Origin of the sequence: Streptomyces sp. NPDC001980, from assembly GCF_040296885.1 — a bacterium.
Classification (GTDB): domain Bacteria; phylum Actinomycetota; class Actinomycetes; order Streptomycetales; family Streptomycetaceae; genus Streptomyces.
The window spans coordinates 50779-77665 of record NZ_JBEOYD010000017.1; the positions used below are offsets into that span (position 1 = coordinate 50779).

The 26887-nt window shown below is 71.7% G+C and carries 24 protein-coding genes and 1 tRNA gene; 8 read left to right on the forward strand and 17 right to left on the reverse strand.

All coding sequences use genetic code 11. The features are described from left to right. Nucleotides 1–97 precede the first annotated feature (97 nt). Entirely contained in the window at nt 98–694 is a 597-nt protein-coding gene (locus tag ABT137_RS25515; protein ID WP_294010261.1) for a histidine phosphatase family protein, read from the forward strand. A gap of 234 nt (nt 695–928) precedes the next feature. On the opposite strand, the gene ABT137_RS25520 is transcribed toward ABT137_RS25515, so the two are convergent. Continuing rightward, nucleotides 929–2407: an NsdA family TPR-like regulatory protein gene (locus ABT137_RS25520; RefSeq protein ID WP_351712687.1), complete on the reverse strand. Its 1479-nt coding sequence runs from the start codon at nt 2405–2407 to the stop codon at nt 929–931. Between the two features lie 255 nt (nt 2408–2662). On the opposite strand from ABT137_RS25520, the gene ABT137_RS25525 reads away from it, so the two are divergent. Further along, on the forward strand, nt 2663–3043 hold the full coding sequence (locus ABT137_RS25525; RefSeq protein WP_351712689.1) for a hypothetical protein: 381 nt from the start codon (nt 2663–2665) through the stop codon (nt 3041–3043). Nucleotides 3044–3079: 36 nt separating this feature from the next. Continuing rightward, nucleotides 3080–3949 (forward strand): spermidine synthase, encoded by an 870-nt coding sequence (locus tag ABT137_RS25530; protein WP_351712691.1) that lies wholly within the window; start codon nt 3080–3082, stop codon nt 3947–3949. Between the two features lie 26 nt (nt 3950–3975). Here the strand turns inward: ABT137_RS25530 and ABT137_RS25535 are convergent, their stop codons facing one another. The 3 genes from ABT137_RS25535 to ABT137_RS25545 all read right to left on the reverse strand — a co-directional run bounded on the left by ABT137_RS25535 (nt 3976) and on the right by ABT137_RS25545 (nt 6762). Beyond that, nucleotides 3976–4584 (reverse strand): acyl-CoA-like ligand-binding transcription factor, encoded by a 609-nt coding sequence (locus ABT137_RS25535; RefSeq protein WP_351712693.1) that lies wholly within the window; start codon nt 4582–4584, stop codon nt 3976–3978. Then, complete coding sequence (locus ABT137_RS25540) at nt 4581–6128, reverse strand: MFS transporter (protein WP_351712695.1); 1548 nt, start codon at nt 6126–6128, stop codon at nt 4581–4583. Before ABT137_RS25540 ends, ABT137_RS25535 begins: the two co-directional genes overlap by 4 nt. 103 nt (nt 6129–6231) lie before the next feature. Then, nucleotides 6232–6762 carry a hypothetical protein gene (locus ABT137_RS25545; RefSeq protein ID WP_351712697.1) on the reverse strand — a complete coding sequence of 177 codons (531 nt, stop codon included), beginning with the start codon at nt 6760–6762 and terminating at the stop codon, nt 6232–6234. Nucleotides 6763–6860: 98 nt separating this feature from the next. On the opposite strand from ABT137_RS25545, the gene ABT137_RS25550 reads away from it, so the two are divergent. The 3 genes from ABT137_RS25550 (at nt 6861) to ABT137_RS25560 (ending at nt 10610) form a co-directional block, all read left to right on the forward strand. Further along, entirely contained in the window at nt 6861–7571 is a 711-nt protein-coding gene (locus tag ABT137_RS25550) for a response regulator transcription factor (protein ID WP_093502626.1), read from the forward strand. Beyond that, the gene (locus ABT137_RS25555; RefSeq protein ID WP_351712699.1) at nt 7568–8998 is read left to right on the forward strand and encodes a sensor histidine kinase; all 1431 of its coding nucleotides are present in this window, start codon (nt 7568–7570) and stop codon (nt 8996–8998) included. The genes ABT137_RS25550 and ABT137_RS25555 overlap by 4 nt, the downstream gene beginning before the upstream one ends. A 133-nt stretch (nt 8999–9131) precedes the next feature. After that, nucleotides 9132–10610 carry a glycoside hydrolase family 18 protein gene (locus ABT137_RS25560; protein ID WP_351712701.1) on the forward strand — a complete coding sequence of 493 codons (1479 nt, stop codon included), beginning with the start codon at nt 9132–9134 and terminating at the stop codon, nt 10608–10610. Nucleotides 10611–10634: 24 nt separating this feature from the next. Here the strand turns inward: ABT137_RS25560 and ABT137_RS25565 are convergent, their stop codons facing one another. From ABT137_RS25565 to ABT137_RS25585, 5 genes are all read right to left on the reverse strand, one after another. Further along, entirely contained in the window at nt 10635–11318 is a 684-nt protein-coding gene (locus ABT137_RS25565; protein ID WP_351712702.1) for a hypothetical protein, read from the reverse strand. Between the two features lie 156 nt (nt 11319–11474). After that, a complete protein-coding gene (locus tag ABT137_RS25570; RefSeq protein ID WP_351712962.1) occupies nt 11475–12896 on the reverse strand; it encodes a GH1 family beta-glucosidase in 1422 nt (473 codons plus the stop codon). 139 nt (nt 12897–13035) lie between these two features. After that, on the reverse strand, nt 13036–13935 hold the full coding sequence (locus ABT137_RS25575; protein WP_351712704.1) for a carbohydrate ABC transporter permease: 900 nt from the start codon (nt 13933–13935) through the stop codon (nt 13036–13038). A gap of 10 nt (nt 13936–13945) precedes the next feature. Beyond that, the gene (locus ABT137_RS25580; RefSeq protein WP_351712964.1) at nt 13946–14956 is read right to left on the reverse strand and encodes a carbohydrate ABC transporter permease; all 1011 of its coding nucleotides are present in this window, start codon (nt 14954–14956) and stop codon (nt 13946–13948) included. A 5-nt stretch (nt 14957–14961) separates the two neighbouring features. Further along, a complete protein-coding gene (locus ABT137_RS25585) occupies nt 14962–16287 on the reverse strand; it encodes an ABC transporter substrate-binding protein (RefSeq protein WP_351712706.1) in 1326 nt (441 codons plus the stop codon). A 340-nt stretch (nt 16288–16627) separates the two neighbouring features. Here ABT137_RS25585 and ABT137_RS25590 point away from each other — a divergent pair, with 340 nt between their 5' ends. Beyond that, entirely contained in the window at nt 16628–17683 is a 1056-nt protein-coding gene (locus ABT137_RS25590) for a LacI family DNA-binding transcriptional regulator (RefSeq protein ID WP_351712708.1), read from the forward strand. Nucleotides 17684–17963: 280 nt separating this feature from the next. Here ABT137_RS25590 and ABT137_RS25595 read toward each other — a convergent pair whose 3' ends face one another. Together ABT137_RS25595 and ABT137_RS25600 are read right to left on the reverse strand one after the other, a co-directional pair. After that, entirely contained in the window at nt 17964–19919 is a 1956-nt protein-coding gene (locus ABT137_RS25595) for a protein kinase domain-containing protein (RefSeq protein WP_351712710.1), read from the reverse strand. A gap of 203 nt (nt 19920–20122) precedes the next feature. Beyond that, nucleotides 20123–20722, reverse strand: coding sequence for a TetR/AcrR family transcriptional regulator (locus ABT137_RS25600; RefSeq protein ID WP_351712712.1), 600 nt, complete (start codon nt 20720–20722; stop codon nt 20123–20125). 125 nt (nt 20723–20847) lie between these two features. Between ABT137_RS25600 and ABT137_RS25605 the strand changes: the two genes are divergently transcribed. Beyond that, the gene (locus ABT137_RS25605; RefSeq protein ID WP_351712966.1) at nt 20848–21981 is read left to right on the forward strand and encodes an FAD-dependent oxidoreductase; all 1134 of its coding nucleotides are present in this window, start codon (nt 20848–20850) and stop codon (nt 21979–21981) included. A gap of 389 nt (nt 21982–22370) precedes the next feature. On the opposite strand, the gene ABT137_RS25610 is transcribed toward ABT137_RS25605, so the two are convergent. The 6 genes from ABT137_RS25610 to ABT137_RS25635 all read right to left on the reverse strand — a co-directional run bounded on the left by ABT137_RS25610 (nt 22371) and on the right by ABT137_RS25635 (nt 26724). Continuing rightward, the gene (locus tag ABT137_RS25610) at nt 22371–22826 is read right to left on the reverse strand and encodes a hypothetical protein (protein WP_351712714.1); all 456 of its coding nucleotides are present in this window, start codon (nt 22824–22826) and stop codon (nt 22371–22373) included. A 62-nt stretch (nt 22827–22888) separates the two neighbouring features. After that, nucleotides 22889–23404, reverse strand: a complete 516-nt coding sequence (locus tag ABT137_RS25615) for a SigE family RNA polymerase sigma factor (RefSeq protein WP_351712716.1) — start codon at nt 23402–23404, stop codon at nt 22889–22891. Between the two features lie 326 nt (nt 23405–23730). Further along, nucleotides 23731–23803, reverse strand: a tRNA-His gene (locus ABT137_RS25620). Between the two features lie 147 nt (nt 23804–23950). Beyond that, nucleotides 23951–24553 carry an oligoribonuclease gene (gene orn / locus ABT137_RS25625; RefSeq protein ID WP_089105167.1) on the reverse strand — a complete coding sequence of 201 codons (603 nt, stop codon included), beginning with the start codon at nt 24551–24553 and terminating at the stop codon, nt 23951–23953. 243 nt (nt 24554–24796) lie between these two features. Continuing rightward, nucleotides 24797–25969 (reverse strand): helix-turn-helix domain-containing protein, encoded by a 1173-nt coding sequence (locus ABT137_RS25630; RefSeq protein ID WP_351712719.1) that lies wholly within the window; start codon nt 25967–25969, stop codon nt 24797–24799. A gap of 377 nt (nt 25970–26346) precedes the next feature. Beyond that, nucleotides 26347–26724, reverse strand: a complete 378-nt coding sequence (locus tag ABT137_RS25635) for a hypothetical protein (protein ID WP_351712721.1) — start codon at nt 26722–26724, stop codon at nt 26347–26349. Nucleotides 26725–26887 lie beyond the last annotated feature (163 nt).

Sequence of the window (26887 nt, forward strand, 5' to 3'; positions counted from 1 at the left end):
GGTTGCCCGCCTCCCCAGCCTGTTCCCGGCGTGTTCCCAGCCTGGGCGATGATGGAGGTGTCCCGCTTCCGAATTTCTCCCGAAGGGTTCTCCCCCCATGGCACCGCGCATCCTGCTGGCCCGGCACGGACAGACGGAGTGGTCACTGTCCGGCAAGCACACCGGCAGGACCGACGTACCGCTCCTGGAGGAGGGCCGGCGGGGGGCCAAGCTGCTCGGGGAGCGCCTGCACCGGCCGCCGTTCGACGGCCTCGCCGACGCCGAGATACGCACCAGCCCGCTGGCACGCGCGCGTGAGACCTGCGAGCTCGCCGGGTTCGGCGACCGTGCCGCCCGCTGGGACACGCTGATGGAGTGGGACTACGGGGCGTACGAGGGCCTGACTCCGGCGGAGATCCAGGCGTCCCGCCCCGGCTGGCTGATCTGGCGGGACGGCGTCCCCGGGGGCGAGTCCCTGGCTGAGGTGACCGCGCGGGCCGACGAGGCCGTCGCCTGGGCGCGCTCGGCCGACCGCGACGTGCTGATATTCGCCCACGGGCACATCCTGCGGTCGATCGGGGCGCGGTGGCTGGGGCTGCCGCTGGACTTCGCGGCCCGGATCCGACTGAACCCGACGTCGCTGTCCGTGCTGGGCTGGGCTTACGGGGAGCCTGCGATCGAGAGCTGGAACGATCTGGGGCACCTGGCGGGGTGACGGCGGGGGGTGGGGACGCTTACCGGCGCTGGCAGGGTGCCTCCCCCACTCTCGGCTTCGCTCGAGCGGGGGGACCCCCATCGCCCACCCGTGCCGCCCTGCGGCACGCCTGCCCGCAGCTATGTAGCTGACGCGACTGCAGCGCCCCGTAAGGGGCGCTGGGGGTACCCCCGGCCGAAGGCTGGGGGAGGAACTGCGCGACCAGCCCCCACCCACCCGCAGCCGAACCCGGCCCTACACAACCCTCGGCGTGGACGCGTGCCGGTCCAGGAACTCCTGGACGCCGCTCGCCCGGCGGTGCGGCAGCAGCACCCGGGCCGTGCCCGCCAGCATCCCCTGGATCCGGGACGACTGGACCTGGTCCAGGAGGTCAAGCACCCGCATGCCCGCCGTCGCCGCCTCGTCCGGACGCCCCCCGCGCGCGAGGTCGTCCGCGAGTTCCGCCGTGTACAGCGCGATGTTCCTCGTGAAGTGCGGATCCTGCAGCTCGGCGGCCCGGTGCGCGTGCCGTGCCGCGCGGCGCCAGTCGCCCAGCATGGACCAGCACTGCGCCTCCAGACCCTCCAGCTCGGCCTCTCCGTAGAAGCTCATCCACTCGGGGTCGGCGTCCGAGTGGCCCCGCTCGAAGAGGGCCTGTGCGCGGGCCAGCGCCTGCTCCGTGCCGGTGCGGTCGGCGAGCCCCGCCCAGCCGCCCGCCTCGCGCAGGGCCAGGAGGGACATGAGGCGGGCCGAGCCCAGCGGCCGCCCCACGCGTTGCGCGGCCTGGGCCGCCCGCACCGCCTCCCGGGGCCGCCCGGCGTCCCGCGCCAGGAACGCCGTGTTGCAGAAGGCGTGCGCCTCCAGCCCCGGGTCCCCGGTCATCCGTGCCGTCGCCAGCGCCTCCGCGTAGTGCGAGCGGGCGTCGTCGAAGCGGCCGGAGTCATGGGCCAGCCAGCCCACCGAGATGGCCAGCTCCCCGGCGCCCGAGAGCAACCGCTCGGCGGTCGTCTGCCGGGTCGCGCCCGCGTCAAGGAGCGCGTACGCCGCGCGCAGCGGAGCCGCCGCGCGCCGGTACAGGCCGTCCGCGCCGTGCCGGTCGTCCAGCAACCGGATCCGGCGTACGGCCTCCTCCAGGGCGGCCGCGTGCGAGGACCCGGCACGGCGCACCGGCCGGTCCGCCGCCACGGCGTCGATGGTGAACCCCAGCGGGCCCAGCGTGGCGGCGGCCACGGTGGCGCCCCCGCCGGTCATGAATAGGCGACGCAGCACGTCGCTCTCCTCGTAGTTGTCGTGCGTCTCGTACGGGTCCTGCGGGTTCCGCATCTCGTGCGGGTCATGCGGGTCGTGCGGGTGGTACTGGTCCGGCGGGTCATACGGCTCGACGGTCCCTTGCGTCTCACCTCGGGCGAGAACCAGGGGCACGTCCTCCGGCGGCCGCGCCGCCCGTCCGCGGACGGACGAGCGGGGCGCGAAACCGAGGTCGGCGAGCGTGCGACCGGGGAACATGTGCAGGAACACCCGTTCGTAGGCGTAGTTCGGGCAGCGGATCTCACCCGCCTCGACCCGGCCGATGTAGCGCGCGTCACAGCTCACCCGCTCGCCGATCTCGCGGGCGGCACGCCGTACCAGCGCGGCGAACTCGGCCGGCGAGTGCCGGCCGCGTACCTGCCGGAAGGCGACGTTCGGCCGTACCGGCCGATCGGGCTGCGACGAGGTCGTGGTTGACGACGTCATGGCCGGGTCCTCTCGTGCGAACCGTCGAACCATGCCGGACTCATGGTGAGTTGTCCGAGTGGACCCTTGATTCCGGCGGGCAAGAACGTACCTGCTGTGTCGGACCCGTGACGCTGTGTTTGGCTACAAACCGGATATCTCATCCACGATCTGCCATGAACTGCCATCCTTTGCGGCTGACTTCCGCCGTAGCCGTTGACGCGGTGGCGCGTTGGACCTCATGGACGGCAAGAGGGCTGCGCGGTGGAGGCCGGGATGGAGACCAGCCAGGGCAACGATCCTTGTGACGATGCGGGATGCGACCTCGTGACGGTGCCGGCCCGGCAGGGCCTGGAGGCGGTCGACATCCTGCGCCGGGGGGCCGGGGAGGCGGTGGGGCCCGTGCTCCACGACGACGGGGGCGGCACCCTCGGCTTCGTGGTGCCGGCCGGTACGGCGGCGGGCTGGGACGTACCCGGCAGCACCTGTACCGAGACCGAAGGGCGCGGGCTGCGGCTCAGCCCGGAGCCGCCGGTCGAGGGCTCCGACTGGCTGCTGCCGCCCGGCGAGGCCGAGCTGGCGACCGATCCGGCGGTGCTGCGGCGGGCGCTCGGGGAGGCGGCCCGGATGATCGAGGCCGCGGACAGCTGCCGCTGAATTTCCCGGACGGCCGCAGCCTGGGAAAATGGCGGAATGGGCAAGTCCAGGAACTCACGTCGCCGGTCGGCCGCCGCCGAGGCCGTGGTCGAGGCCGTCGACGGCGGCCTCGCCCAGCTCATCCCCGACCCCGACCGCGGCCGGGCCTGGACGCTGCTCATCGACGGCGCCCCGCAGTCGCACGTCGACCTCGACGACCCGGCGTATCTCTCCTTCGAGTACCAGCGCCGGCTGGGCCACGTGATCGACCTGGTGGCACCGCCGGGCAGGCCCGTGCAGGTCGTGCACCTCGGCGGCGGCGCGCTGACGCTGGCGCGGTACGTCGCCGCGACCCGGCCCCGGTCCACCCAGCAGGTCGTGGAGCGGGACGCGGCCCTGGTCCAACTGGTGCGGCGCGAGCTGCCGCTGGACGCGAACGCGCGGATACGGGTGCGGTCCGTGGACGCCCGGGAGGGGCTGGGCAAGGTCCCGGAGGCGTGGGCGGACCTGGTCATAGCGGACGTGTTCAGCGGGGCGCGCACTCCGGCGCATCTGACGTCCACGGAGTTCCTGGACGCCGTGCGGAGGGTGTTGCGGCCGGGGGGCGTGTACGCCGCCAACCTCGCGGACGGGCCGCCGTTGACCCACCTGAGGGGGCAGATCGCCACCGCGGGGGCGCGGTTCGCGGAGGTCGCGGTGGTGGCGGACGCGGGGGTGTGGCGGGGGAAGCGGTTCGGCAACGCGGTCCTGGTGGCGGCCGACGTCCAGCTGCCTGTCGGGGAGCTGACCCGGCGCTGCGCATCCGACCCGCACCCTGGGCGGGTTGAGCATGGGCGGACCTTGCGGGACTTCGCCGGCGGGGCGGTCGCCGTGACGGACGCGGCCGCCGTGGCTTCGCCCGCTCCGCCTCCGACGGTGTTCCGGTAGCCCGAAGTACGGTCCGGGGCAGTCGGTCAGAAGTCCAGCCCCTTGGCCAGCATCGGCAGATGCCGTTCGTAGAGAGCCGCCAGGTCCTCTTTTCCGTCCCCCTCCACCCAGTGCCGTACCAGCGCGGTGAAGACGGCGATGATCGCGGCTGCCGCGCACTTGATCTCCAGGTCGGACGGGTCCCGGCCGGTGCGTTCGGCGATGATGTCGGCGATCACGCGCTCGCTGCGCTCCTGCTCGGCGACATTGCGGGCCCGGATCGCGGGGTCCGTGAAGGCGATCCGGGTGCGCAGCAGCAGGTCCTCGCGGTCCTGGTCGAGGAGTTCGCCCATGGGGCCCTTGAGGGAGTTGACGACCGCTTCGACGACGGGTTCGTCGGCGGGGCGGGCGCGCAGTGCGGCGGCGAGCGCGGGGTCGTACTCGTCCTGGAGGACCACGTCCTCCTTGGTCGGGAAGTACCGGAAGAAGGTGCTGGGCGAGACCTCCGCCGCCTCCGCGATCTGGTCGACCGTGGTGGCCTCGTAGCCCTGCTCGGTGAAGAGGCGGTAGGCCTGCCGGCGGATGCGCTGGCGGGTCTGCTGCTTCTTGCGTTCGCGCAGGCCGGGGCGGGCGGAGGAGGTCTCGTTCGTTGTCATGCCACTGATTCTGCGGGCTGGGCGGCGGACCGGGCCACCGTCCGCGAGCAGGTGCTGCGGCCGGGCAGGAAGAGCGCGGCCAGGAGGGCGCCGCAGAGGGCGATGGCCCCGCAGCCGGCCAGGACCAGGTTCATGCCGTGCACGAAGGATGCGTGGGCGGAGGCGGTGAGGGCGGTGTCGTGCAGTCGCGCGGCGACCGCGTTCGCGCCGGAGACCGAGTCGCGGGCCGTGTCCGCCGCACCGGCGGGCAGCCGGGCGGTGTGCAGCCGGGACAGATAGCCGTAGCTGAGGAGGCTGCCCAGACCGGCGACGCCGAGCACCGAGCCGAGTTGCTGGACCGTCTCCAGGAGGCTGGTGCCGGAGCCGGTGCCTTCCTGTGGCAGCGCGGACATGACCAGGCTGGTGGCCGGGACCACCGCGAGCCCGAAGCCGAGGCCGGTCAGGGCGAGCCACAGCGCGGCGAAGCCGTAGCCGTCGCCGGTGTCCGTGGTCGCGCCGAGCAGTACGCCGGCGGCGAGCAGCAGCAGCCCGAGGGGTACGACGGTCCGGGCACCGAGCCTCGGGACCAGCGGCTCGCTCGCCGCGGCCGCCGCCATCAGGCCGCCGATCAGGGGGAGTACCCGCAGGCCGGTGCCGAAGGCGTCGTTGCCGAGGACCGCCTGGAGGTACTGCGGGACGACGAACAGGATGCCCGTCACCGCGAAGTTGACGAAGACGGCGATCAGCGTGCCCCACAGGAAACGGCGGTCGGCGAACAGCCGCAGGTCGACGATCGGCGCCGGGGCGCGCCGCTCGCGGACGACGAACGCGGCGAGCAGGACGCCGGCGGCGGTGAGCGAGGCCAGGACCCGCGCGCCGGTCCAGCCGGCTTCGGGGATCAGGATCGTGCCGTAGACCAGCGTGGTGATGCCGAGGGCGCCGAGCAGTGCGCCCAGGGTGTCGAAGGCCCCTGCGACGGGGCGCCGGACGTCCCCGGGCAGCAGCCACAGGCCGGCGAGTACGGCGAGGACGGCCACCGGGGCGTTGAACACGAAGACCGAGCCCCACCAGAAGTGGTCGAGGAGCCAGCCGCCGACGACGGGGCCGACGGGCATGCCCAGCGCGGTCGCCGCCGTCCACACGGCGATCGCCTTGGGCAGTTCCTCCTTCGCGAAGACGCGGGGCAGGATCGCCATGGACAGCGGCACGATCGCGGCGGCGCCGAGGCCGAGGACCGCGCGGGCGGCGATGACCGCCGACGGCGAGGTGGCCAGGGATCCGATCAGGGAGGCCGCGCCGAACAGCGAAATGCCCGACAGCAGCAGCTTCTTGTGGCCGAACCGGTCACCGAGCAGGCCGACCGGCAGCATCGCCACCGACAGGGTGAGCAGGTAGCCGCCGCCGATCCACTGCAACTGGGCGCTGTCGGCATTGAGTTCGCCGGCGATGGTCGGTAACGCGACGTTGATGACCGTTCCGTCGAGGCCGACGATCAGCACGCTCAAGGTGAGTGCGGCCAGCGCGAGCCAGCGGCGCGGCGACCGGGTGAGGTCGGGCACGGACATGTGAGCCTCCCATGGGGCGGCAAGTAATGAGAGGCTACCCGCAAATGAGAGTTGACTGTCAATATCTAGTTGTCTTTCACTTTCCTGTGCTCGGTAGGTCTCCTCAGTACGTCTCCACCTGCACCTGCGGCGGGCCGTCGTGCCATGTGCAGAAGACCGTCACCCGGTCCGTGCTCCTGCTGAACTCGATGCGGATCCAGTACTCCGTCTTCCACACCTGCATCGACCAGCCCGTTCCCGGTGTCGCCGACACCAGAGTCGCGCTGGTGGTGCCCAGGTCGAAGACCGCCCGGCCGCCGTCCGTGTCGTATGCCTTGACCTGGCCCGAAGCGGAAGTGGAGGCGGTGGCGGTCGGGCTCGGGGTGGTGGCCGGAGTGCGGGACGGCGTCGGTGCGGGAGTCGCCGACGGGCGCGGGGAGGGGGTGGGCGACGGGCTCGGGGCGCGGGACGTGGACGACGCCAGGGGCTTGGAGCCCTGGGTCGTCGGGTCGTCGTCCGCCGCCGTGACGGGCAGGGCGCGGGGCGGGGCGTAGGCCGTGGCCGCCATCACCGTGTGGACGCCCCACCACGACAGCGTGACCGCCGCGCCCGTGGCGAGCAGCCAGGCCATTACGTGTACGAGTCCTCTGCGCATCGCGGGCCATACTGCCTCAGGGGTACCGCCGTGCGCACTCGACCCGAGTTATCCACAGGCTCCGACCGGCGCCTGCCGCATGGCGTACGGTGCGGCGCATGGCAAGTGTGCTCGTGGTCGAGGACGACCAGTTCGTCCGCTCGGCGCTCATCCGGCATCTCACCGACGCCTCGCACACCGTGCGCAGCGTCGGCACCGCGCTGGAGGCGCTGCGCGAGGTCGCCCATTTCCGTTTCGACGTGGTCGTGCTGGACCTCGGACTGCCGGACCTGGACGGCTCCGAGGCACTGAAGATGCTGCGCGGCATCACCGACGTGCCCGTCATCATCGCCACCGCCCGGGACGACGAGACGGAGATCGTCCGGCTGCTCAACGCGGGGGCGGACGACTATCTGACGAAGCCGTTCTCCGTCGAGCACCTGTCGGCGCGGATGGCCGCCGTGCTGCGCCGGGCGCGGTCGGGCGGCGGCGAGCCGGCGCCGTCGAGCGTGCTGCGGGTCGGCGGGCTGGCCGTCGATCCGCTGCGCCGGCAGGCCGAGTTGGACGGGGTGCGGCTCGACCTCACCCGGCGGGAGTTCGACCTGCTGGCCTTCCTCGCCGGACGGCCGGGGGTCGTCGTGCCGCGCAAGGAGCTGCTGGCGGAGGTGTGGCAGCAGTCGTACGGGGACGACCAGACCATCGACGTGCATCTGTCGTGGCTGCGGCGGAAGTTGGGCGAGACGGCTGCCCGGCCGCGGTATCTGCACACCCTGCGGGGCGTCGGCGTGAAGCTGGAGCCGCCGGGCGGGGAAGCGAGGCCGGTCGGATGAGATGGGCTCTGGTCAAGGTCTGTCTGGCGGTCACCGCGATGGTCGTGGTCGCCTTCGCCGTTCCGCTCGGCCTGGTCGTCAAGGAGCTGGCCCGGGACCGGGCGTTCTCCAACGCCGAGCGGGAGGCCGCCGCGGTCGCCCCGGCTCTGTCCATCACCACCGACCGGGACAAGCTGGAGCGGGTGGTGGCCTCGGCCGGCGCCGATCGGGGCATGGCCGTGCACATACCGGCGGCCGGTGGTCAGGCCGCCGTCGACATCGGGCGGCAGCGCGCAGCCGACCGGGACATCGCGGCCGTACGGAAGCTGGGGCGGGCCTCCACCACCGGCGTGGCCGGCGGGTCGACCCTGCTGCAACCGGTCGCGCTGAGCTCCGGTGCCATCGCGGTCGTCGAGGTGTACGTGCCCGAGTCCGAGGTGACCAACGGCGTCGGCACGGCCTGGGCGGTGCTCGCCGCCGTCGGCCTGGCGCTGATCGTCGGCTCGGTCGCGGTCGCCGACCGGCTGGGCGTACGGATGGTGCAGCCCGCCCAGCGGCTGGTCGAGGGCGCGCACGAACTGGGGGAGGGCAAGCTGGGGGCGCGGGTGCCCGTGGAGGGGCCGAACGAACTGCGGCTGGCGGCGGTCGCGTTCAACTCGATGGCCGATCAGGTCGTCCAACTGCTGGCGAACGAGCGGGAGCTGGCCGCCGATCTGTCGCACCGGCTGCGTACGCCGCTCACCGTGCTGCGGCTGAACGCGGCCTCGCTCGGGGACGGGGCCGCCGCCGAGCAGACCCGGGCCGCCGTCGCGCAGTTGGAGCGCGAGGTCGACACCATCATCCGGACCGCGCGGGAGGCCAAGCCGCAGACGGCGGCGGCCGGGCCGGGGGCCGGGTGCGACGCGGCGGAGGTGGTGCGGGAGCGGATGGGGTTCTGGTCGGCGCTCGCGGAGGACGAGGGCCGCAAGTGGCGGGTGGCCGGCGTGGACCGGCCGGTGCGCATACCCGTGGCCCGCGCCGACCTGGCCGCCGCGCTCGACGCGCTGCTCGGCAACGTCTTCCGGCACACCGCCGAGGGCACCGCCTTCGCGGTCGACGTGCACAACGCGGAGGACGCGGTGATCGTGCTGGTCTCGGACGCGGGGCAGGGCATCCGGGATCCGGAGGCGGCGATGGCCCGGGGGCGGGGTTCCGGGGCGGCCGGATCGACCGGGCTCGGCCTGGACATCGTGCGCCGGCTCGCCGAGTCGACCGGCGGCGACGTGCGGATCGGGTCGTCGGTGCTGGGCGGGACCGAGGTGCGGATCTGGATCCAGCTGGACGGCCGGAAGCCGGAGCGCAAGGGGCACCGGGGAGCGGTGCGCCGACGCCGTTCGCGCAGGCCGCCGGGGGACACCGGCAGGAGGGGGACCGGGGGAACCACCGGAAGAATTGGTCTCGACCTTTAATCGGTCCCGATGCCTTCCTTAAGCGCACCCTAAGATCCCCAACTGCCGCCCCTATCAGGCCGTTTGTCCGATTCCCGACCGCTAGCGTGCTGCCGCACCCCACCCCCTCTTGGCAGGCGAAGGCAGGCACGGCATGAGCACGCACCGGCGCAGAATCAGTGGCAGGAACAAGGCGATAGGCGGTCTGGTCGCCGCGGCCGTGGTCGGCGGCGGGGCGATCCTGTTCACCGGCATCGCGCAGGCGGCCGGGGTCGGTGCCGCGTACACGAAGACCAGCGACTGGTCGACCGGGTACAGCGCGCAGTACGTCGTCACGAACAACAGCGGTGCCAGGGAGCAGGACTGGACGCTGGAGTTCGACCTGCCGGCCGGGGCGAAGCTCAGCTCGCTGTGGAACGCCGAGTACACCGTCAGCGGCCAGCACGTCACCGTGAAGCCGCCGAAGTGGGACACGGACGGCCTCGCGGCCGACGAGTCGGACACCGTCGGCTTCGTGGTCAACGGCAGCGGGGACCCGACCGGCTGCCGCATCGACAACGCGAGCTGTTCGGCGGACGGCACGGCGACCCCGGAGCCGAGCGGCCGCCCGACGCAGTCCGCGACCCCGACCGCGACCGCGACCCCCACGGCCACGGCCTCCACCCCCGCCACCCCTACCGCGACGGCCACCCCCACGGCCTCCCCGACCCAGACCACCGGCACCGGATCCGGTACCACCGCCTCCGCCGGCTTCGCCCCCTACGTCGACACCTCCCTCTACCCGGCGTTCGACCTCCTCGCGGCCGCGGACGCGACCGGCGTGAAGAACTACAACCTCGCCTTCGTCACCGACGGCGGCGGCTGCACGCCCAAGTGGGGCGGGGTGACGGACCTGGCGAGCGACGGCGTGGCGTCCCAGATCGGCGCCCTGCGCGCGAAGGGCGGTGACGTCCGGGTCTCCTTCGGCGGCGCGTCCGGCTCCGAACTCGCCACCACCTGCTCCTCGGCGGACGCGCTGGCGACGGCGTACGGCAAGGTCGTCGACGCCTACAACCTGACCAAGGTCGACTTCGACGTGGAAGGCGGCGCGTTGCCCAACACCACGGCGAACACCAACCGCGCGAAGGCCATCGCCAAGCTCCAGGCGAGCCACCCCGACCTCGACGTCTCCTTCACCCTCCCGGTGATGCCCGAGGGCCTCACCCAGGACGGCGTGAACCTGCTCTCCGACGCCAAGGCCAACGGCGTGAAGATCAGCGCCGTCAACATCATGGCCATGGACTACGGCGCCTCCTACAACGGCGACATGGGCACCTACGCCACCCAGGCCGCCACCGCCACCCAGGCCCAGATCAAGAGCGTCCTCGGCCTCTCCGACTCCGCCGCCTGGAAGGCGGTCGCCGTCACCCCGATGATCGGCGTCAACGACGTCTCCTCCGAGATCTTCAAGGTGGACGACGCCACCCAGCTCGTCGACTTCGCCAAGTCCAAGGGCCTCGGCTGGCTCTCCATGTGGTCGGCCACCCGCGACCAGCAGTGCGCCGGCGGCGCCAAGTCCACCGCCGACGCCACCTGCAGCTCCATCACCCAGGACAAGTACGCCTTCTCGAAGGCCTTCGCCGCGATCGGCTGACCCGCTTCGCGAGCGGTCGTCCGCTCAGAAGCCGCCGGGCCCGCCCGGACCGCCGAACCCCCCGAAGCCGCCCGGCCCGCCCATCGGCGGGCCGTGGTGGTGGAAGCCGTCGAAGAGGGCGTCCGCCAGGAGCATGCCGCCGACGCCCGCGGCGCCCGCGACCAGGGCGGTCTTCCACCAGGGGGTGCTGTACCAGCCGCCGGGGACGGTGCGGCCGCCGACCAGGCCGCCGGGGTAGTAGTAGGGGGTGCCCGCGCCGGGGCGGTCCGAGGACGTGTACGTCTGGCCGCCCACCGTCACCTGCCGGCCCGCCGCGGCCGAGCCCGTCGGCGGCAGGGCCGGGCCGGGGTCGAGGCCGAGGGCGGTGCGGGCCGCCCGTACGTAGTGCAGGCCCTCGACGGCGGTCTGGGTGACCAGGGCGTACTGCGCCGGGGTGTACGCCGTCGCCAGCTGGGCCTGGGCCGCGCGGTGGCGTTCCGTCGCGTCGGCCAGGGCCTGGCGGGCCGCCCGGTCGTCGCCCGCGGCCAGGGTCGCGATGCCGCCGCCGAGCCGGTCCACCCAGCGGGTGGCCTCCGCCCCCGCGTCGGCGGCGAGGTCCTGCTGCGCCAGTTGCCCGGCGCCGGCCGCGGCCTGCTGCCGGTTCCGGCCGACGAAGGCCACCACTGAGCCGATGACCAGCGCCAGCAGCACCAGCGCGATGAATCCCATGACGTCCTCCGGTGTCCACGTCCACGAGGATCGCTCGATCACCTCGTACGACTCATGAGACGCCCGGGGGTTGAGAGACCGCTGATCGACGGCTGAGCGGTCCCTGTGAGACGGGCGCGGCACTCCCCTCCGGGTGCCGCGCCCCGCTTGCTCGTGTCAGGCCGCCGCAGGCCGGGCCGGCGGCAGCGTTCCCGTGCGGGCCGCCTCCGCGTACCAGCGGGCGCTCGACTTCGGGGTCCGGGCGAGGGTCGCGTAGTCGACGTACACCGCGCCGAACCGCTTCTCGTAGCCGTACGCCCACTCGAAGTTGTCCATCAGGGACCACAGGTAGTAGCCGCGCACGTCCGCGCCGTCGGTGATCGCGCGCCGCACCGCCGAGAGGTGGCCGTGCAGGTAGGCGATGCGCTCCGGGTCGTGGACCCTGCCGTCCGGGTCGGGCTTGTCGTCGTAGGCCGCGCCGTTCTCGGTGATGTACAGGGGCAGGCCCGGCGCCTCGCGGGTGTAGCGCATGATCAGCTCGTGCAGGCCCGTCGGGTCGATCGTCCAGCCCATCTCGGTGCGCTCGCCCGGCGTCTGGTGGAAGGTGACGTCGTCGGCGCCCGGCCAGGGGGAGTGGGCGCTGGCGCCGTGGCCGTCCGCGCGCGGGCCGGTGCTCGCATCGCCGGAGGCCGACACCAACGCGGGCGTGTAGTAGTTCAGGCCGAGGGCGTCCAGCGGCTGGTGGATGGCGGCCAGGTCGCCGTCCTGGACGTACGACCAGTCCGTCACCGACGCCGTCGCCGCGAACAGCGACCGGGGGTAGGAGCCGTGCAGGATCGGGCCGTGGAAGACGCCGTTGGCCAGGTCGTCGATGGTGCGGACCGCCACCAGGTCCGCCGGGTCCTGCGAAAGCGGCCGTACCACCGAGGAGTTGAGGCTGATCGCCACCTGGTTGCGGGCCGGCATCGCGGAGCGCAGCGCCGAAGTGCCCAGGCCGTGCGCGAGGTTGAGGTGGTGCGCGGCGCGCAGAGTGGCCGCCGGGTCGGTACGGCCGGGCGCGTGCACCCCGGAGCCGTAGCCCAGGAAGGCGCTGCACCAGGGCTCGTTGAGGGTGATCCACTGCTCCACCCGGTCGCCGAGCGCCTCGCCGACGATCTGCGCGTACTCGGCGAACCGGTACGCCGTGTCCCGCTCCGGCCAGCCGCCCGCGTCCTCCAGCTCCTGCGGCAGGTCCCAGTGGTAGAGGGTGACGGCCGGCTTGATGCCCTTCGCCAGCAGTTCGTCCACCAGGCGGCGGTAGAAGTCCAGGCCCACCTGGACCGCCGGGCCGCGGCCGGTCGGCTGGACCCGCGACCAGGAGACCGAGAACCGGTACGCGTCCAGGCCGAGGTCCGCCATCAGCGCCACGTCGTCGCGGTAGCGGTGGTAGTGGTCGACAGCGATGTCACCGGTCTCGCCGCCGGCCGTCTTGCCCGGCGTATGGCTGAAGGTGTCCCAGATCGAGGGGGTGCGGCCGTCCTCCCGCACCGCCCCCTCGATCTGGTACGCGGAGGTGGCGGCGCCCCAGAGGAAGGCGGGAGGAAAGGTCACGGAGGTCATGGGTTCAGGCATGGAAGCGCTCCCATAGGAGGTCGTGGAGACCGACGGGTAGGTGAGGAGGAGGGGAGAGGAGAGGGGGCCGGGACGGCGGTGACCCGGCCCCCCGTCGCACGGGCGGCGGCGCCCGGAAGGGAGGCGGTCAGCCCTTCACGGCGCCCTGCATGATGCCGCCCACGATCTGCTTGCCGAAGACCGCGAAGACCAGCAGCAGCGGCAGCGTGCCGAGCAGCGCGCCCGCCATGATCAGGGACTGGTCCGGGGTGTAGCCGCGGCCCAGGCCCGCCAGGGCGACCTGCACGGTCGGGTTGCCGGTCTGCGTGAGCACCAGGAACGGCCACAGGAAGTCGTTCCAGGCCTGTACGAACATCAGCATGCCGAGCACAGCCATCGCCGGGCGCGCCGCGGGGAACACGATGTGCCATACCACCCGCCAGCTGCTCGCGCCGTCCACTCTGGCCGCCTCGATCAGCTCGTCCGGCAGCGCCTGGATCAGGTACTGCCGCATGAAGAACACGCCGAACGCGCTCACCAGGGACGGGAAGATCACCGCCTGCAGCTGGTCCGCCCAGTTCAGCTTGGCGACCATCATGTACAGCGGGATGATGCTCAGCTGCGGGGGCACCATCATCGTGCCGATCACCGTCAGCATCAGGATGTTGCGGCCCCGGAAGCGCAGCTTGGCGAAGGCGAACCCGGCGATCGTGGAGAGCACGACGATGGTGATCGCCGAGATCCCCGCCACGATCGTGGTGTTGAGGAAGGCCTGCCCGAGGTTGGCCTCGTTCCACGCCACGTCCAGGTTGTGGAAGAGGTTCCCGCCGAACCAGAACGGCGGCGGGGTCTCGGCCAGCCGGTTGTTGTTCCGGGACGCGGCGATCGCCGTCCACACCAGCGGGAACAGCGAGCCGATGGAGAACAGGACGAGGATCGTGTACGCGATCGGGCCCGCGTGCATGGTGCCGCCGGCGCGCGCCGACTTCGAGCGCCGGGCCCGCTTGGGCTCGACCGCCGGGGAGGGTTTGGTCAGGGTCGTCGTCACGGCCGGTCTCCTAACTACTGGCGCGCAGCCGGCGCGAGATGACGTAGTTGACGATCCCGATCACGATGAGGATCAGGAACATCGTCCAGGCGATGGCGGAGGCCCGGCCCAGGTGCTGGTTCACCCAGCCCTGCTCGTACAGGTACAGGCCGAGCGTCTGGAACTGGTGCTCCGCACCGCCCGACGCGCCCTTGTTGGCGTCGAAGATCAGCGGCTCGCCGAACAGCTGGCTCGCGCCGATGGTCGACACCACGCAGGTGAACAGGATCGTCGGCCGCAGCTGCGGCAGCGTCACATGGATGAACTGCCGCCAGCGCGAGGCGCCGTCCAGGGCCGCCGACTCGTACAGGTCCTGCGGGATCGCCTGCATCGCCGCCAGGTAGATCAGCGCGTTGTAGCCGGTCCACCGCCAGATCACGATCGATGACACGGCTATCTGGGACGGCCACTTGTCGTTCTGCCAGTCGATGTGACCGACGCCGACGAAGTGCAGTGCCCAGTTGATCATCCCGTAGTCGCGGCCGAAGAGCAGCACGAAGACGAGGGAGGCCGCGGCGATCGAGGTGGCGTACGGCGCCAGCATGATGACCCGGTAGAAGGTCGAGGCGCGCAGCTTGTAGTTGAGGATGTGGGCGAGCCCCATCGCCATCAGCAGCTGCGGAACCGTCGAGATGATCCCGATGGTCAGGGTGTTGCGGGCCGCGTTCCAGAAGAAGTCGTCGTCGAAGATCCGGGTGTAGTTGTGCAGCCCCGCCCACTGCATGTCGGTGGGCGCGGTCAGCTCCACCGTGTGCAGCGAGGCCCAGCCCGTGTAGATCAGCGGGAAGAGCCCGAAGGCGAGGAAGAGCACGAAGAACGGCGAGATGAACCCGTACGGGCTCCACTTGATGTCCCGCTGCCAGCGGCGCGAGAGACGGGCGCGGCGCCGCCGCTCCGCCTCCGTGGGGCCGGCGGGCGGGCGGGCCGGGGCCGCGCCCCCCTCCTTCGCGGGGGGCGCGGCGGTGTCGTGCCGGGTGGCCATGCCGGTCACTTGTCCAGACTGTTGTCGATGGTCTTGGTCGCCGTCGCCCAGGCCTCCGCGGGCGACTTGCCCTTGGTGACGAGGATGACGCCGTTGTTGGCCAGACCGTCCTGGATGATCTGGTCCTTCGGGCCGATGACCTGCACCGGGCTGCTCTTGGCGGCCTCGGCGAAGATCGTGCCGATCGGCGCGTCACCGGTCATGTCGTTCTTGGCGCCGGTCACCGCCGCCGAGGTGTACGTCGACGGCGCGCTCGGGAAGGAGCCCTGCACGCTGAAGAGCTTGGCCTGCTGTTCGGGTGCGGTCAGCCAGGCGGCCAGCTTCTCGGCCTCCGCGACGTTCTTGCCGCTCTTGGGCACGGTCAGGAAGGAACCGCCCCAGTTGCCGGCCTTCGGGGCCTGGGCCACGTCCCACTTGCCGGCCGCGTCCGCCTTCGACTGGCCCTTGATGTAGCCGAGCATCCACGGCGGGCAGGAGATCGCCGCGAACTTGTTGTTGGCGATCGTGCTGTTCCAGGACGGCTGGAACTGGGTCTGAGCCTGGACCAGCCCCTCCTGCGCGGCCTTCGCGGTCTGGTCGAACGCGGTCTTCACGGCCGGGTTCGTCTTGTAGATGATCTTGCCGGAGGAGTCGTAGAACTTGGTGCTCTCACTGGACAGGATCGCGTTCAGCAGACCACCGGGGGAGTCCATGAAGGTGGTGCCGGAGGGCGCCTTCTTCTTGTACTGCTCGCCCACCTGGACGAACTTGTCCCAGCTGCCCGCCCACAGCTTGCTCACCGCGTCGCGGTCGGTGGGCAGGCCGGCCTCCTGGAAGAGGTCCTTGCGGTAGCAGATGGCGAGCGGACCGACGTCGGTGCCGAGCCCGATGGTCTGGCCGCCACTGGTCGTGGCCTGCTTCCACTTCGAGTCCAGCCAGTTGCTCTCCGAGACGCCGTTGACCTTGGACAGGTCCTCCAGCTTGTCGGCGAACGTGCTGGTGACCTCGGCGATGTTGCTGACCTCGACGGCCTGGATGTCCATCAGACCGCTGTTGGTGGTCAGGTGGTTGACCAGCGCCGGGTAGTAGTTCGCGTTCTGCTCGACCGAGGTGTCCTTGATGGTGATGTTCGGGTGGAGCTTCTCGTACTCCTTGTAGAGCCCGGCCTCCTTGAAGCCGAACGTGCCGAAGAGGCCGAGCGTGATCGTCGTCTTGCCCTTGCCGCCGCCGCTGGTGCCGTCGCTGCTGCCACCACTGTCGTCGGCACAGCCGGCCAGCAAAGCTCCTCCGAGTGCCAAGACGGCCGCCAGGACCACCGCCTTGTGCGAGGCGGTTCGGGTACGTGCTCGCATTACGTCCTCCTGTTGCCCTGACGTGCCGACCCCCCGGCCAACTGCATTGTTGGGCCCGTTAGTTCTCGCTGCGGCTCGGGCGGGGAACGTGCGGGATGTGTATGTGTCAGGTACTGTGGGAGCGCTCCCACCAGTGATGTGTTGAAGAGTCGTCGGTTCGGAGCGGGGTGTCAAGGGAGTGGGCGTGGCGAACCGCGTTCAGTTATCGGCCCGTTAGCTAACTCCGGGGCGAGGTGCGGCAGCGTTACATGTCATGACAAATCGGCCGCCGGTGCGTCGACGTGCGGCACTGTTAGATTCCAGGCCAGCGAGTTGTGTGTAGGCGAGGAGGGCGGAGCCCATGGCAAGCCACGGAGCGCGGGGGCGTAGTGGTGGTCGGCCCACCCTCGAAGAGGTGGCCGCGCGGGCCGGGGTGGGGCGCGGGACCGTGTCGCGGGTGATCAACGGGTCGCCGCGGGTCAGCGACGCCACCCGGGCCGCCGTCGAGGCCGCCGTCGAGGAGCTCGGTTACGTTCCGAACACCGCCGCCCGCGCCCTCGCCGCCAACCGCACCGACGCCATCGCCCTGGTCGTCCCCGAGCCGGAGACCCGGTTCTTCGCGGAGCCGTACTTCTCGGACATGCTCCGCGGTGTCGGCGCCGAACTCTCCGACACCGAGATGCAGTTGCTGCTGATCTTCGCGGGCAGCGACCGGGAGCGGCAGCGGCTCGCCCAGTACCTGGCCGCGCACCGCGTCGACGGCGTCCTGCTGGTCTCCGTGCACGCCGACGACCCGCTGCCCGACCTCCTCGCCCAGCTGGAGATCCCGGCCGTGATCAGCGGCCCGCGCTCCGCGGCCGAGACGCTGACCTCCGTCGACTCCGACAACTACGGCGGCGGCCGCTCCGCCGTCGAGCACCTGCTCGCCTCCGGCCGCCGCACCATCGCGCACATCACCGGCCGCCTGGACGTCTACGGCGCCCAGCGCCGCGTCGACGGCTACCGCGACGCCCTGCGCGACGCCGGCCACGAGGTCGACGAACTCCTCATCGAGCCGGGCGACTTCACGGAGGAGGGCGGCCGGCGCGCGATGTCCGTGCTGCTGGACCGGCACCCCACCCTCGACGCCGTCTTCGCCGGCTCGGACGTGACGGCGGCGGGCGCCCGCCAGGTGCTGCGCGAGGCGGGCCGCCGGATCCCCGACGACGTGGCGCTGGTCGGGTACGACGACTCGGCGATCGCCCGCCACATGGACCCGCCGCTCACCAGCGTCCGCCAGCCCATAGTGGAGATGGGCCGCGCGATGATCGACCTCCTCCTCGCGGAGATCGCCGACCGCCGCCCGGCCGCGTCCCGGGAGCTGGAGCGGCGGCACGCGGTCCTGCCGGCGGAGCTGGTGGTGCGGGCCTCGTCCTAGTCCCGACCGGTCCCGGACGGGCGCGCTACCGCCCCTGGGCCCCGCCGGGGCGGACCGCGTCCCAGCCGCCTTCCGGCAGGTCGAAGGCCGTGTTGACGGCGGCCGCCGGGTCGGGTGGCGGGCCCGCCAGGGTGCGGGCCTCCAGCGCGCAGTGGGCCGGTGCCGCGCAGGCGGGGTCGTCGGCCGGTGCGCCGAGTTCGGCGGCGATGGCCTCGGCCGGGGCGCGTTCGTGCGACAGCTACGTCGCGATCTCGGCGACGTCTCTGACACAGGCGCTGTGTCAGGACCAGTTCCACACCTGGTTGATGCTGCCCGCGCAGCCCCATACCTGCACCGTTTCACCGTCCTGGCCGGAGGTGGCGGCCTCCGCGTCCAGGCAGAAGCCGTCCGGGACGCTGACCAGCGTTCCTCCGTCGCCGAGCCGCCACATCTGGGCGCTCAGGCCGTCGCAGGTCGCGGCCCGGATCTTCTGTCCGTGAGCGGCGGTATCGGCGTCCAGGCAGCGATGGCTGCCCTGGTTGACGACGAGGTACCGGGAGCTCTGACCGGGCACGCGATACAGCGCCCACTTCTGAGTGGCCGTGCCTTTGCACCCCCACACCTGGACGTTCGGGGCGCGGGTGTCGAGACACCTGGCGACCGAGGCGGCGTTGACGCTCTGTGTCACGGTGACCGGCCCGGCCCGGACCGGCCCGCGCGGGTTGTCGTACAGCAGCGTCTTGGTATGCGCGCCGACTTTCCCGTCGGCAGTGGTACCGGCCTCGGTCTGGAAGGCCCTGACGGCTGCGAGGGTCTCCTGCCCGAACCGCCCGTCCGCCGTGACGTACAGGCCATGGCCGGCGAGGAGTGCCTGCAGGGCCTCGACGCAGTCGCCGGTGGCTCCCGACGCGATCTCTGCGGGGCACGCGCCGGTGCGGATGTCCAGCGTCGCGGGATCCCGTGTGGCCGCCGGACTCGGCGCCTCTGTCGCCGCGTGGTGGTCCGCCTTCGACGGACTGGCTGTGGGCGCCTCCGGCGAACTGCTGGGCGCCGGGGCCGGGCTCTCCGCCACGGCCGACGAGGTCTCGGGCGCGGTGCCGGCCGGCGCCGGGGCGTTTTCGTCCTGCGGCAGCAGCGCCACCGCCAGGCCTCCGGCGACCAGGACGCCCGCCAGGGCGGCGGCGCCCACGATCAGCTTTCTGCGTTTCCGGGGCGTGGGCGTGGGTGCGGGCGCGGACCCGGACGGGTCAGTGCCGGTGGGCGGGTCCCCGGGTGACGCGAGAGCGAAGGCGGCGGGCCGCTCGTCGTGGCGAGGTGTCCGCTGCGGGGCGGGCCGGGACGGCCGTCCGGTCGGCGCGGGCAGCTGGTGCCCGATCGCGGTCCGGAAAACCGCCTCCGGTGACGGACGCTGCTCGGGATCCTTGTCCAGACAGCTGCGGATGAACGCGGCCAGTTCCGCATCCACGGCCGCCGCACTCTCGAGGACCTTCTCCCGCGGCGGCTCAAAGGCCACCCGGTGCAGGACGTCGACCCCCGTGCCCTCGCCGAACGGCGCCTGCCCGGTGACGGCGTAGGCGAGGGCGGAGGCAAGCGAGAAGACGTCGGAGGCGGCGGTGACCTCCTTGCCTCTGACCTGTTCCGGGGACATGAAGGCAGGGGTTCCCACGTTCTGGCCCGTGGCGGTGATCGTGGTGCCGTCGGTGGCCTGGACGACACCGAAGTCGATGACGCGGGCGCCGTCGGCCGCCAGGATCACATTGGACGGCTTGAGGTCACGATGGACGATCCCCGCGCGCCAGATGGCTTCGATCGCGCGGCCCATGTCGGCCAGCAGGCGCCAGGCGGCCGTGGCGTCGATCGGTCCGCGCGCGTCGACGACTTCGGCGAGAGTGGGCCCGGGGACGTACTCGGTGGCGACCCACACCAGATCATCGTCGCAGCCGCTGCCCAGCAGCCGGACGATGTGCGCCCCCTGGACGCGGTCCAGCGCGCCGACCTCGCGTTCGAAACGCTTGCGGAACTGGGGGTCCTCTGCGTATTCCGGCCGGATCACCTTGACGGCGGCCAAGCCCGCCCCGCCGGTGGTGTTCCGGCCCAGATAGACCCGGCCCATCCCGCCGCTGCCGAGAACCGACAGCAGGGCATAGGGACCGACCCGTACGGGATCCTTCTTCCGGAGCGGCACCGGAGGCGGCGGTTCCATGCCGACTGCCGTGTAGGCGAGCGCGTGGGACCGGCTGTATTGCGGGACGGACATGGGGATTCCGGTCTCTCGCGTGACGCGTACGACGTGCGCGACTGGTCTCGATCGGCATGAGGCTATCGCAACATACCTTCGAAATAAGCGAGTTGGCGTTCGAATCAACCTCGCACCACCTCGCCCGACAGCACCCTCGCGAGGATGACCTGCTCGATCTGGCAGGTGCCCTCGTACATACGGAAAAGGGCCTGTCGTCTGGATCACGCCGCAGACGCGGGCGGTCTGCCCGGCGGCTCCCAGCCGCGCGCCAGGATGTCGAAGACCGCCTCGACGGCGGCCCGGTGGTCCTGGCGACTGCGCGTGAGCGCCGGGATCTCGAGGACGAATCGAGCAAGAGCCGCACAGGCGAGGTCGTCGTGGCCGACACCGACCTCGTCGGCGATGGCTGCGCTGAGGGAGTCGGTGTGGCGGGTCCACATGTGTTCGGCGTACGCGCGCAGCACCGGGGTGGAGTCCACCAGCTTGGTGAACGCGTCCCGCTGCGGATGCGCCGCGACCGGCAGCCAGGTGTCGAGGGCGTGCTGCCGGAGGGCGTCGACGATGCTCTGCCCGGCGGCTCGCTGCCGCACCGCGGCGACCAGTTCCGACTCCCGGTCCGCGTCCTGGTCGAAGACCAGCGCCTCCTTGCCGCTGAAGTGCTTGAACACCGTGGTGGTCGACACGTCGGCCGCGTCGGCGATGTCGCGGATGCTCACCTGGTCGTAGCCGCGTTCCAGAAACAGTCGCAGCGCGGCGTCGGCGATGGCTTGCCGGGTGGCCGCCTTCTTGCGTTCGCGGCGGCCGACAGAGGGCTCGGTCATGTCTTGAGCATACCCAAAGGTTGCCCCAATGGCTAAGTTGACTCGTTGCACTTTTCTACTCGGTCTGCTTTTCTGAGGGTGTCGACACCCTGTACCGACCGACGCAAGGAGCACCCATGACATCCATGCACTCCCCCGAACCCGCCCGCGCCCGCATCAGCGTCATCGGCGCCGGACCCGGCGGACTGACCTGCGCCCGCATCCTCCAGCGGCACGGCCTCGCGGTCACCGTCCACGAACGCGACCCGGGCCCCGACGCACGCGACCAGGGCGGCACCCTGGACCTGCACGCCGACAACGGCCAGCTCGCCCTGCGCGAGGCCGGCCTGCTCGACGAGTTCTTCGCACTGGCCCGCCCCGAGGGGCAGGAAATGCGCCAGCTGGACCCGACCGGCAAGATCATGTTCCACAAGGTCCCGGAGGCCGGCGAGCTCTTCAAACCGGAGATCGACCGCGGCCGGCTGCGCAACCTGCTGCTCGGCTCCCTGCGGCCGGGGACCGTGCAGTGGGGCAGCGCCCTCGACACGATCGGCGGACCCGCCGACGGGCCTCGGCAGCTGCGTTTCACCGACGGCACGACCGCGGAGGCCGATCTGGTCATCGGTGCCGACGGAGCATCCTCCCGGGTACGCCGGGCCGTGTCCCCCGCCGTCCCCGAGTACACCGGGGTGAGTTTCCTGGAGGCATGGTTCTCCGACGTGGAGAACCGGCACCCCGAGATCGCCGAGCTGGTCGGCCCGGGCAGCGCCGCGGCGGCCGACGGCGACCGCGGCCTGTTCGCCCAGCGCAACGGCGGAGACCACATCCGCGTCTACGCCATCCGGCGTGCTCCGGTCGACTGGATCAGCGCGAACAGCCTGGCCGCCGACGACACCGACGGCATCCGCGCCCTGCTGCTCGACGAGTACGCCCACTGGTCGCCCCGCATGCGCCGGATGATCACCGAAAACGACGGCCGCTACGTCGACCGCCCGATCTTCGCCCTCCCGGTCCCGCACACCTGGGAACCCCACCCCACGGTGACCCTGCTCGGCGACGCCGCCCACCTCATGCCCCCGCTGGGCGTCGGCGTCAACCTCGCCATGCTCGACGCCGCCGAACTCGCCCTCGCCCTCGTGCGCGCATCCACCGTCGACGACGCCGTCCGCACCTACGAGAAGACCATGCTCGCCCGCTCCACCGAGACGGCCAGAGCCCTTGAGGGCGGCGCCGAGCACCTGCTGTCCGCCGACCTCCCCGACTTCGACGCCCAGCCCTGAGCGCACCCGACCGGCCCGCGCAGCGAAGCCGCGGTCGGTCCCGGTCCGGGCCGTTTCCGGGATCACCGCGCGGACCGGAGGAAGATGCCCGCGACGTGGAGTCCGGCCAGGCGGACGGTTGCCGTCTTCCGGTAGCGGGTGGCGATGCCGCGTCACTCTCACCAACGGGCCTTGGAGGTGGCGTAGTCGGTTGGCCGTTGGCGCAATCCGGGGTTGTGTCGAGGCCTTTGGCGAGCGACGACACGACGGCAGGTCCCGTGACCGGCGTCCGGTACCGCGCGCCGCGGCCGGCTTTCGCGTCGGTTCCGGTGCGGGGGTCGGGTCTGTGATCCTGTGGCAGACACCCGCCCCTGATTGGCGCAGGGGCGGGTGTCGTGCTCAGGGCCGGATCAGTTGCCGGCGCAGAGGACGAAGCTGACCGTGTCGCCGTTCTTGACGGTCTTCGGAGCGTGCGGGGACACCTCGATCACCGAATTCGGCTTGCACTTCGGAGCGGTCCCCTTGCTGACGGTGCCGAGCTTGGTCTGGGTCTTCAGGAGGTACGCCTCGGCACTCTTCAGGTCCCAGCCCCAGAGGTCTGCCGCGATGGGCTTCTCGCCGTCGACGGCATAGAGCAGGGTGGTGGCGTCCCTGTCGGGGGCGGCCGTCCTGGCGGCGGCCGTCTTGGTGGCGGCCGCCGGCTGCGAGCCGCTCGCGCTCATCGCGGCCAGGGCGGTGCCCCCGCCACCCAGGACGATCACGGTGGCGACGGCGGCGATGCCGACGGCCCGGCGGCGCCGGGTACGGCGCACGATCCGGGGCGCGTCGAAGTCCGGCGCATCGGCGGAGTTCGCGTACTGGTTCATGGCATTCATCAGTTCCTCTTCGAATGGGGTGCGGCCGGAAGGCCGTGCGTCGCCGTACGAGGTCATCGGATTCCTTCCGTGTGCCGTCGTGGTGAAGGGTCGGAGAGTGCGGGGAACTGGTTTCTGAGCTTCTCGATGCCCCGGGCGAGCTGGGAGCGGACCGTGCTCGGCGAGATGTCGAGATCGGCGGCTATCTCGGCGTCCGAGAGATCATGGAAATACCGGAGCACCACCACCGTTCTCATCCGCATGGGCAGTTGCTGCAGTGCGCGCACCAACTGGTCCCTGCTGTCGACCTGCCCGTACTCGTCGCCGGGGGCGGCCCGGTCGGGGCCGTCCGAATGCGAGACCGTACGGCGGAAGCGGCGCCAGCGGTCATTGGCCAGGTTGATCATGATCCGCCGTATGTAGGCGTCCGGAGCGTCCTTCGCCGCGATGGTGCGCCATTTGCGGCAGGCCCGCTCCAGGGTTTCCTGGACCAGGTCCTCCGCCGTCTCCCGGTTTCCCGTGAGGACGAGGGCGCCCCGGAACAGCGCGGCCGACCGAGTGGTCACGAATGCCTGGAAGTCCGTCTCCACACGCTCCTCCCTTCCTGTCACCCCTCCTCGACGGGGCAGCCGCGGGATCTGCTGCACGAGCGCGGTGAGACCTGGGTCACAGTCCTCGGGTGAGGGCGGAGCCCGGAACATCCCCACCCGTCCGCTCGCTGTCGATCCGAAACGGTAGGTGGTCTGGATCGTTGATCCCCCCTCAGCGAACTGGTGTGGGGAGCTTCTTGAAGGCCTCGGCATGGGATCGGACAGCAGATCGAAAATCCGGCCGCGCCAGGCCGCCGTTTGGCCGAGCCGGGAAACCAAAAGGCCCCTGGCCTGCGTTTCCGCAGGCCAGGGGCCTTTTGTTCAAGGGTGAGTGACGGGACTCGAACCCGCGACATCCTGGACCACAACCAGGTGCTCTACCAGCTGAGCTACACCCACCACGACCGGTGGTGACTTTGTGGTTTCTCCGACCGGCCGAGAAAAAGTGTACAGGGTCCGAAGGGGTGCTCGCGCACGGCTTTCCCGGCGGCCCTCCGGAGACCTGCCGGACGTCTCCGGGACCGCTCCCGGGCGGCTCCCGGACGGCTATTCCGCAGGCAGGACGTGCTTGGCCGCGATCGTCCGCGCGGTGTCCGAGTCCGGGCCGGGCTGCGGTACGAAGATGGCCTCGCGGTAGTAGCGCAGTTCGGCGATCGACTCGCGGATGTCGGCGAGGGCGCGGTGGTTGCCGTTCTTCTCCGGGCTGTTGAAGTAGGCCCGCGGGTACCAGCGCCGGGCCAGCTCCTTGACGCTGGACACGTCGACGATCCGGTAGTGCAGCCAGCCCTCCAGGGCCGCCATGTCCCGGGCGAGGAAGCCGCGGTCGGTGCCGACGGAGTTTCCGCACAGCGGGGCCTTGCCGGGTTCCTTCACGTGTTCCCGTACGTAGGCCAGGACCTGCTCCTCGGCCTCGGCGAGCGTCGTGCCGCCGGCCAGCTCGTCGAGCAGGCCGGACGTGGTGTGCATCTGCCGCACCACCTCCGGCATCGTCTCCAGTGCCTTGGCCGGCGGACGGATGACGATGTCCACGCCCTCGCCGAGCACGTTCAGCTCGGAGTCGGTGACCAGTGCGGCCACCTCGATGAGCGCGTCGTCGGACAGCGAGAGGCCGGTCATCTCGCAGTCGATCCACACCATGCGATCGTTCATGCGACCACCCTAAAGCTGACGTCGGCGTTTGTGGGCCCCCGGTGCAACGCCGACGTCTGCGGGGACTGCCGCCCCGCGCCCCCGCATCATCGGCCTACGGCCTCGTCCTCGAACGCCGGACGGGCTGAGACGGCAGCTGAGTGCCGTCTTCTCGGGCTCGCTCCTTGTCCTGCCGAGTCGAGCGGTGGGTGGGCGAGGGCCGGGGCCCGCCCACCCGAGGGTGCCGGGTGGGCGGGGGAAGGGTCAGCTGCCGGTGCGGGGACCCGGGAGGCTGGCCGAGAGGCCTACCGTTGCTGTCCTGCGGGTCTGCATCGGCAGTACGCCCTCGGGGTACGGGACCGCGAGCGGGCCCGTCGGCGGCAGCGGGGCCGGTTCCGGGGTGTCGGGGCGGTCGGACTGCGGGCGGCGTGCCCGGTACGCGGCCCGGTACGCCGCCGGGGACGAACCCAGCTGACGGCGGAAGTGACCGCGCAGGGCGACGGGGGAGCGGAAGCCGCAGCGGCCCGCCACCTCGTCCACCGAGTAGTCCGACGTCTCCAGGAGGCGCTGAGCCTGGAGGACCCGTTGCGTGATCAGCCACTGGAGCGGGGCCGACCCCGTCAGCGAGCGGAAACGGCGGTCGAAGGTGCGGCGCGACATGTACGCGCGCGCCGCCAGCGTCTCCACGTCGAACTGCTCGTGGAGGTGCTCCAGCGCCCAGGCGACGACCTCGGCGAGCGGGTCGGCGCCGATCTCCTCTGGTAAAGATCGATCGAGGTAGCGCTCCTGACCGCCCGAGCGGCGCGGCGGGACCACCAGGCGGCGGGCGAGCGCACCGGCCGCCTCGTTGCCGTGGTCCGTCCGCACGATGTGGAGACAGAGATCGATTCCGGCCGCCGTACCGGCCGACGTGAGGACGTCGCCGTCGTCCACGAAGAGTTCTCGCGGGTCGACGTGCACCGACGGATAGCGCTTGGCCAGCGTCGGCGCGTACATCCAGTGGGTGGTGGCCGGGCGGCCGTCCAGCAGGCCTGCGGCGGCCAGCACGAACGCGCCCGTGCACAGCCCGACTATGCGGGCCCCTTCTTCATGGGCGCGGCGCAGCGCGTCCAGCGCATCTTCCGGTGGCGGCGCGGTGATCGAGCGCCAGGCCGGTACGACGACCGTCCCGGCGCGCGAGATCGCTTCCAGGCCATGCGGCGCGGTGAGTTCCAGGCCCCCTGTGGTCCGCAGCGGGCCTTCCTCACCACCGCACACCAGCAGTCGGTAGCGCGGTACGCCGGCGTCCTGGCGGTCTATCCCGAACACCGACAGCGGTATGGAACTCTCGAAGATGGGGCCGCCGCTGAACAGCAGCACCGCGACGATCTCCTTGCGGCGTCGCCCGGACAGTTTCCGGGCCGCGGCTTCCGGCGCGGCAGTGGAGTCGTGGCTCATCCTGCTAAGCCCCCCTCGGTGGTCGCGGCTCCTCGGTTGTGTCGCTCCTGCACGTTTCCCCTCGGTCCTGCACGAGTCCCCCGCCGTAAGACGTCAAGATCGAATCTACTGGTTTCCGCAGTGTCGCGTTGACCAGTTCGACACGCCGTCGATTGTCGACATGACAACTTGGCGTGAAGCATTCGATCACGAAGGGTTGCACTCACGGGCCGTGCAGGGAAGTGCGCCTCGTCGCCGTGGCCAAACCGCGTAGGGTGCGGAGGGTCCCGCAGACCCTTTCCGTGCAGGTGGAACGGGGGTTGGGGGGTGGGTGGCGCCCCTCTTGCACAGGTCCGCCAAGTTGGCTGAAAAGAAGCGTTGGTGTGCACGGAAACCGGTCAGTCGACCGGTGTAGTGCTCCGGGTGTGACGTCCGCCTCCCCGGGGCGCCGCCCCACGCTCGGCGCCGGGCCTCGCGCCGAGCTCCGAGCGGCGCAGCAGGAAGCGACACGCGACGGTGACGGCGGCGAGGCCGAGGGCGGTGCCGGCCGCGCCGGCCGGCGGGGTGCCGTACCAGAGGAGCACGACGGGGACGAGCGCGCAGGAGAACGCGGCCCAGCGAACCACGTCGCCGGCGGTGTCCGGAGCGCGGCGCGGGGAGGGGCCGTGATGCGGGGAGGAGGTGCGGTGCGGGGAGGGGGTGCGGTGCGGGGAGGGGGTGCGGTGCGGGCCGGGGGCACGGCGCGGGCGGGGGGTGGTGGGGCGCGGTCCGGACATGGTCGTACTCCCTCGTCGTGCTCCCTTGTGCTCCCTCGTGACGCACTCGTACCGGGATCAACGCGCGTTCGAGCGGTCGGTCACCGTGCGTGGGCTCCGGTGCTGTCCGAATCCTGTGCAAACCGCCTGTACGGGGCAGCAACCATTGCGTTACGGGCGCGGC

Bases quoted from the DNA above. Each gene is read 5' to 3' on its own strand.
- ABT137_RS25515 (WP_294010261.1), top strand. From the start codon at position 98: ATGGCACCGCGCATCCTGCTGGCCCGGCACGGACAGACGGAGTGGTCA.
- ABT137_RS25520 (WP_351712687.1), bottom strand. From the start codon at position 2,407: ATGACGTCGTCAACCACGACCTCGTCGCAGCCCGATCGGCCGGTACGG.
- ABT137_RS25525 (WP_351712689.1), top strand. From the start codon at position 2,663: ATGGAGACCAGCCAGGGCAACGATCCTTGTGACGATGCGGGATGCGAC.
- ABT137_RS25530 (WP_351712691.1), top strand. From the start codon at position 3,080: ATGGGCAAGTCCAGGAACTCACGTCGCCGGTCGGCCGCCGCCGAGGCC.
- ABT137_RS25535 (WP_351712693.1), bottom strand. From the start codon at position 4,584: ATGACAACGAACGAGACCTCCTCCGCCCGCCCCGGCCTGCGCGAACGC.
- ABT137_RS25540 (WP_351712695.1), bottom strand. From the start codon at position 6,128: ATGTCCGTGCCCGACCTCACCCGGTCGCCGCGCCGCTGGCTCGCGCTG.
- ABT137_RS25545 (WP_351712697.1), bottom strand. From the start codon at position 6,762: ATGCGCAGAGGACTCGTACACGTAATGGCCTGGCTGCTCGCCACGGGC.
- ABT137_RS25550 (WP_093502626.1), top strand. From the start codon at position 6,861: ATGGCAAGTGTGCTCGTGGTCGAGGACGACCAGTTCGTCCGCTCGGCG.
- ABT137_RS25555 (WP_351712699.1), top strand. From the start codon at position 7,568: ATGAGATGGGCTCTGGTCAAGGTCTGTCTGGCGGTCACCGCGATGGTC.
- ABT137_RS25560 (WP_351712701.1), top strand. From the start codon at position 9,132: ATGAGCACGCACCGGCGCAGAATCAGTGGCAGGAACAAGGCGATAGGC.
- ABT137_RS25565 (WP_351712702.1), bottom strand. From the start codon at position 11,318: ATGGGATTCATCGCGCTGGTGCTGCTGGCGCTGGTCATCGGCTCAGTG.
- ABT137_RS25570 (WP_351712962.1), bottom strand. From the start codon at position 12,896: ATGACCTCCGTGACCTTTCCTCCCGCCTTCCTCTGGGGCGCCGCCACC.
- ABT137_RS25580 (WP_351712964.1), bottom strand. From the start codon at position 14,956: ATGGCCACCCGGCACGACACCGCCGCGCCCCCCGCGAAGGAGGGGGGC.
- ABT137_RS25585 (WP_351712706.1), bottom strand. From the start codon at position 16,287: ATGCGAGCACGTACCCGAACCGCCTCGCACAAGGCGGTGGTCCTGGCG.
- ABT137_RS25590 (WP_351712708.1), top strand. From the start codon at position 16,628: ATGGCAAGCCACGGAGCGCGGGGGCGTAGTGGTGGTCGGCCCACCCTC.
- ABT137_RS25595 (WP_351712710.1), bottom strand. From the start codon at position 19,919: ATGTCCGTCCCGCAATACAGCCGGTCCCACGCGCTCGCCTACACGGCA.
- ABT137_RS25600 (WP_351712712.1), bottom strand. From the start codon at position 20,722: ATGACCGAGCCCTCTGTCGGCCGCCGCGAACGCAAGAAGGCGGCCACC.
- ABT137_RS25605 (WP_351712966.1), top strand. From the start codon at position 20,848: ATGCACTCCCCCGAACCCGCCCGCGCCCGCATCAGCGTCATCGGCGCC.
- ABT137_RS25610 (WP_351712714.1), bottom strand. From the start codon at position 22,826: ATGAACCAGTACGCGAACTCCGCCGATGCGCCGGACTTCGACGCGCCC.
- orn (WP_089105167.1), bottom strand. From the start codon at position 24,553: ATGAACGATCGCATGGTGTGGATCGACTGCGAGATGACCGGCCTCTCG.
- ABT137_RS25630 (WP_351712719.1), bottom strand. From the start codon at position 25,969: ATGAGCCACGACTCCACTGCCGCGCCGGAAGCCGCGGCCCGGAAACTG.
- ABT137_RS25635 (WP_351712721.1), bottom strand. From the start codon at position 26,724: ATGTCCGGACCGCGCCCCACCACCCCCCGCCCGCGCCGTGCCCCCGGC.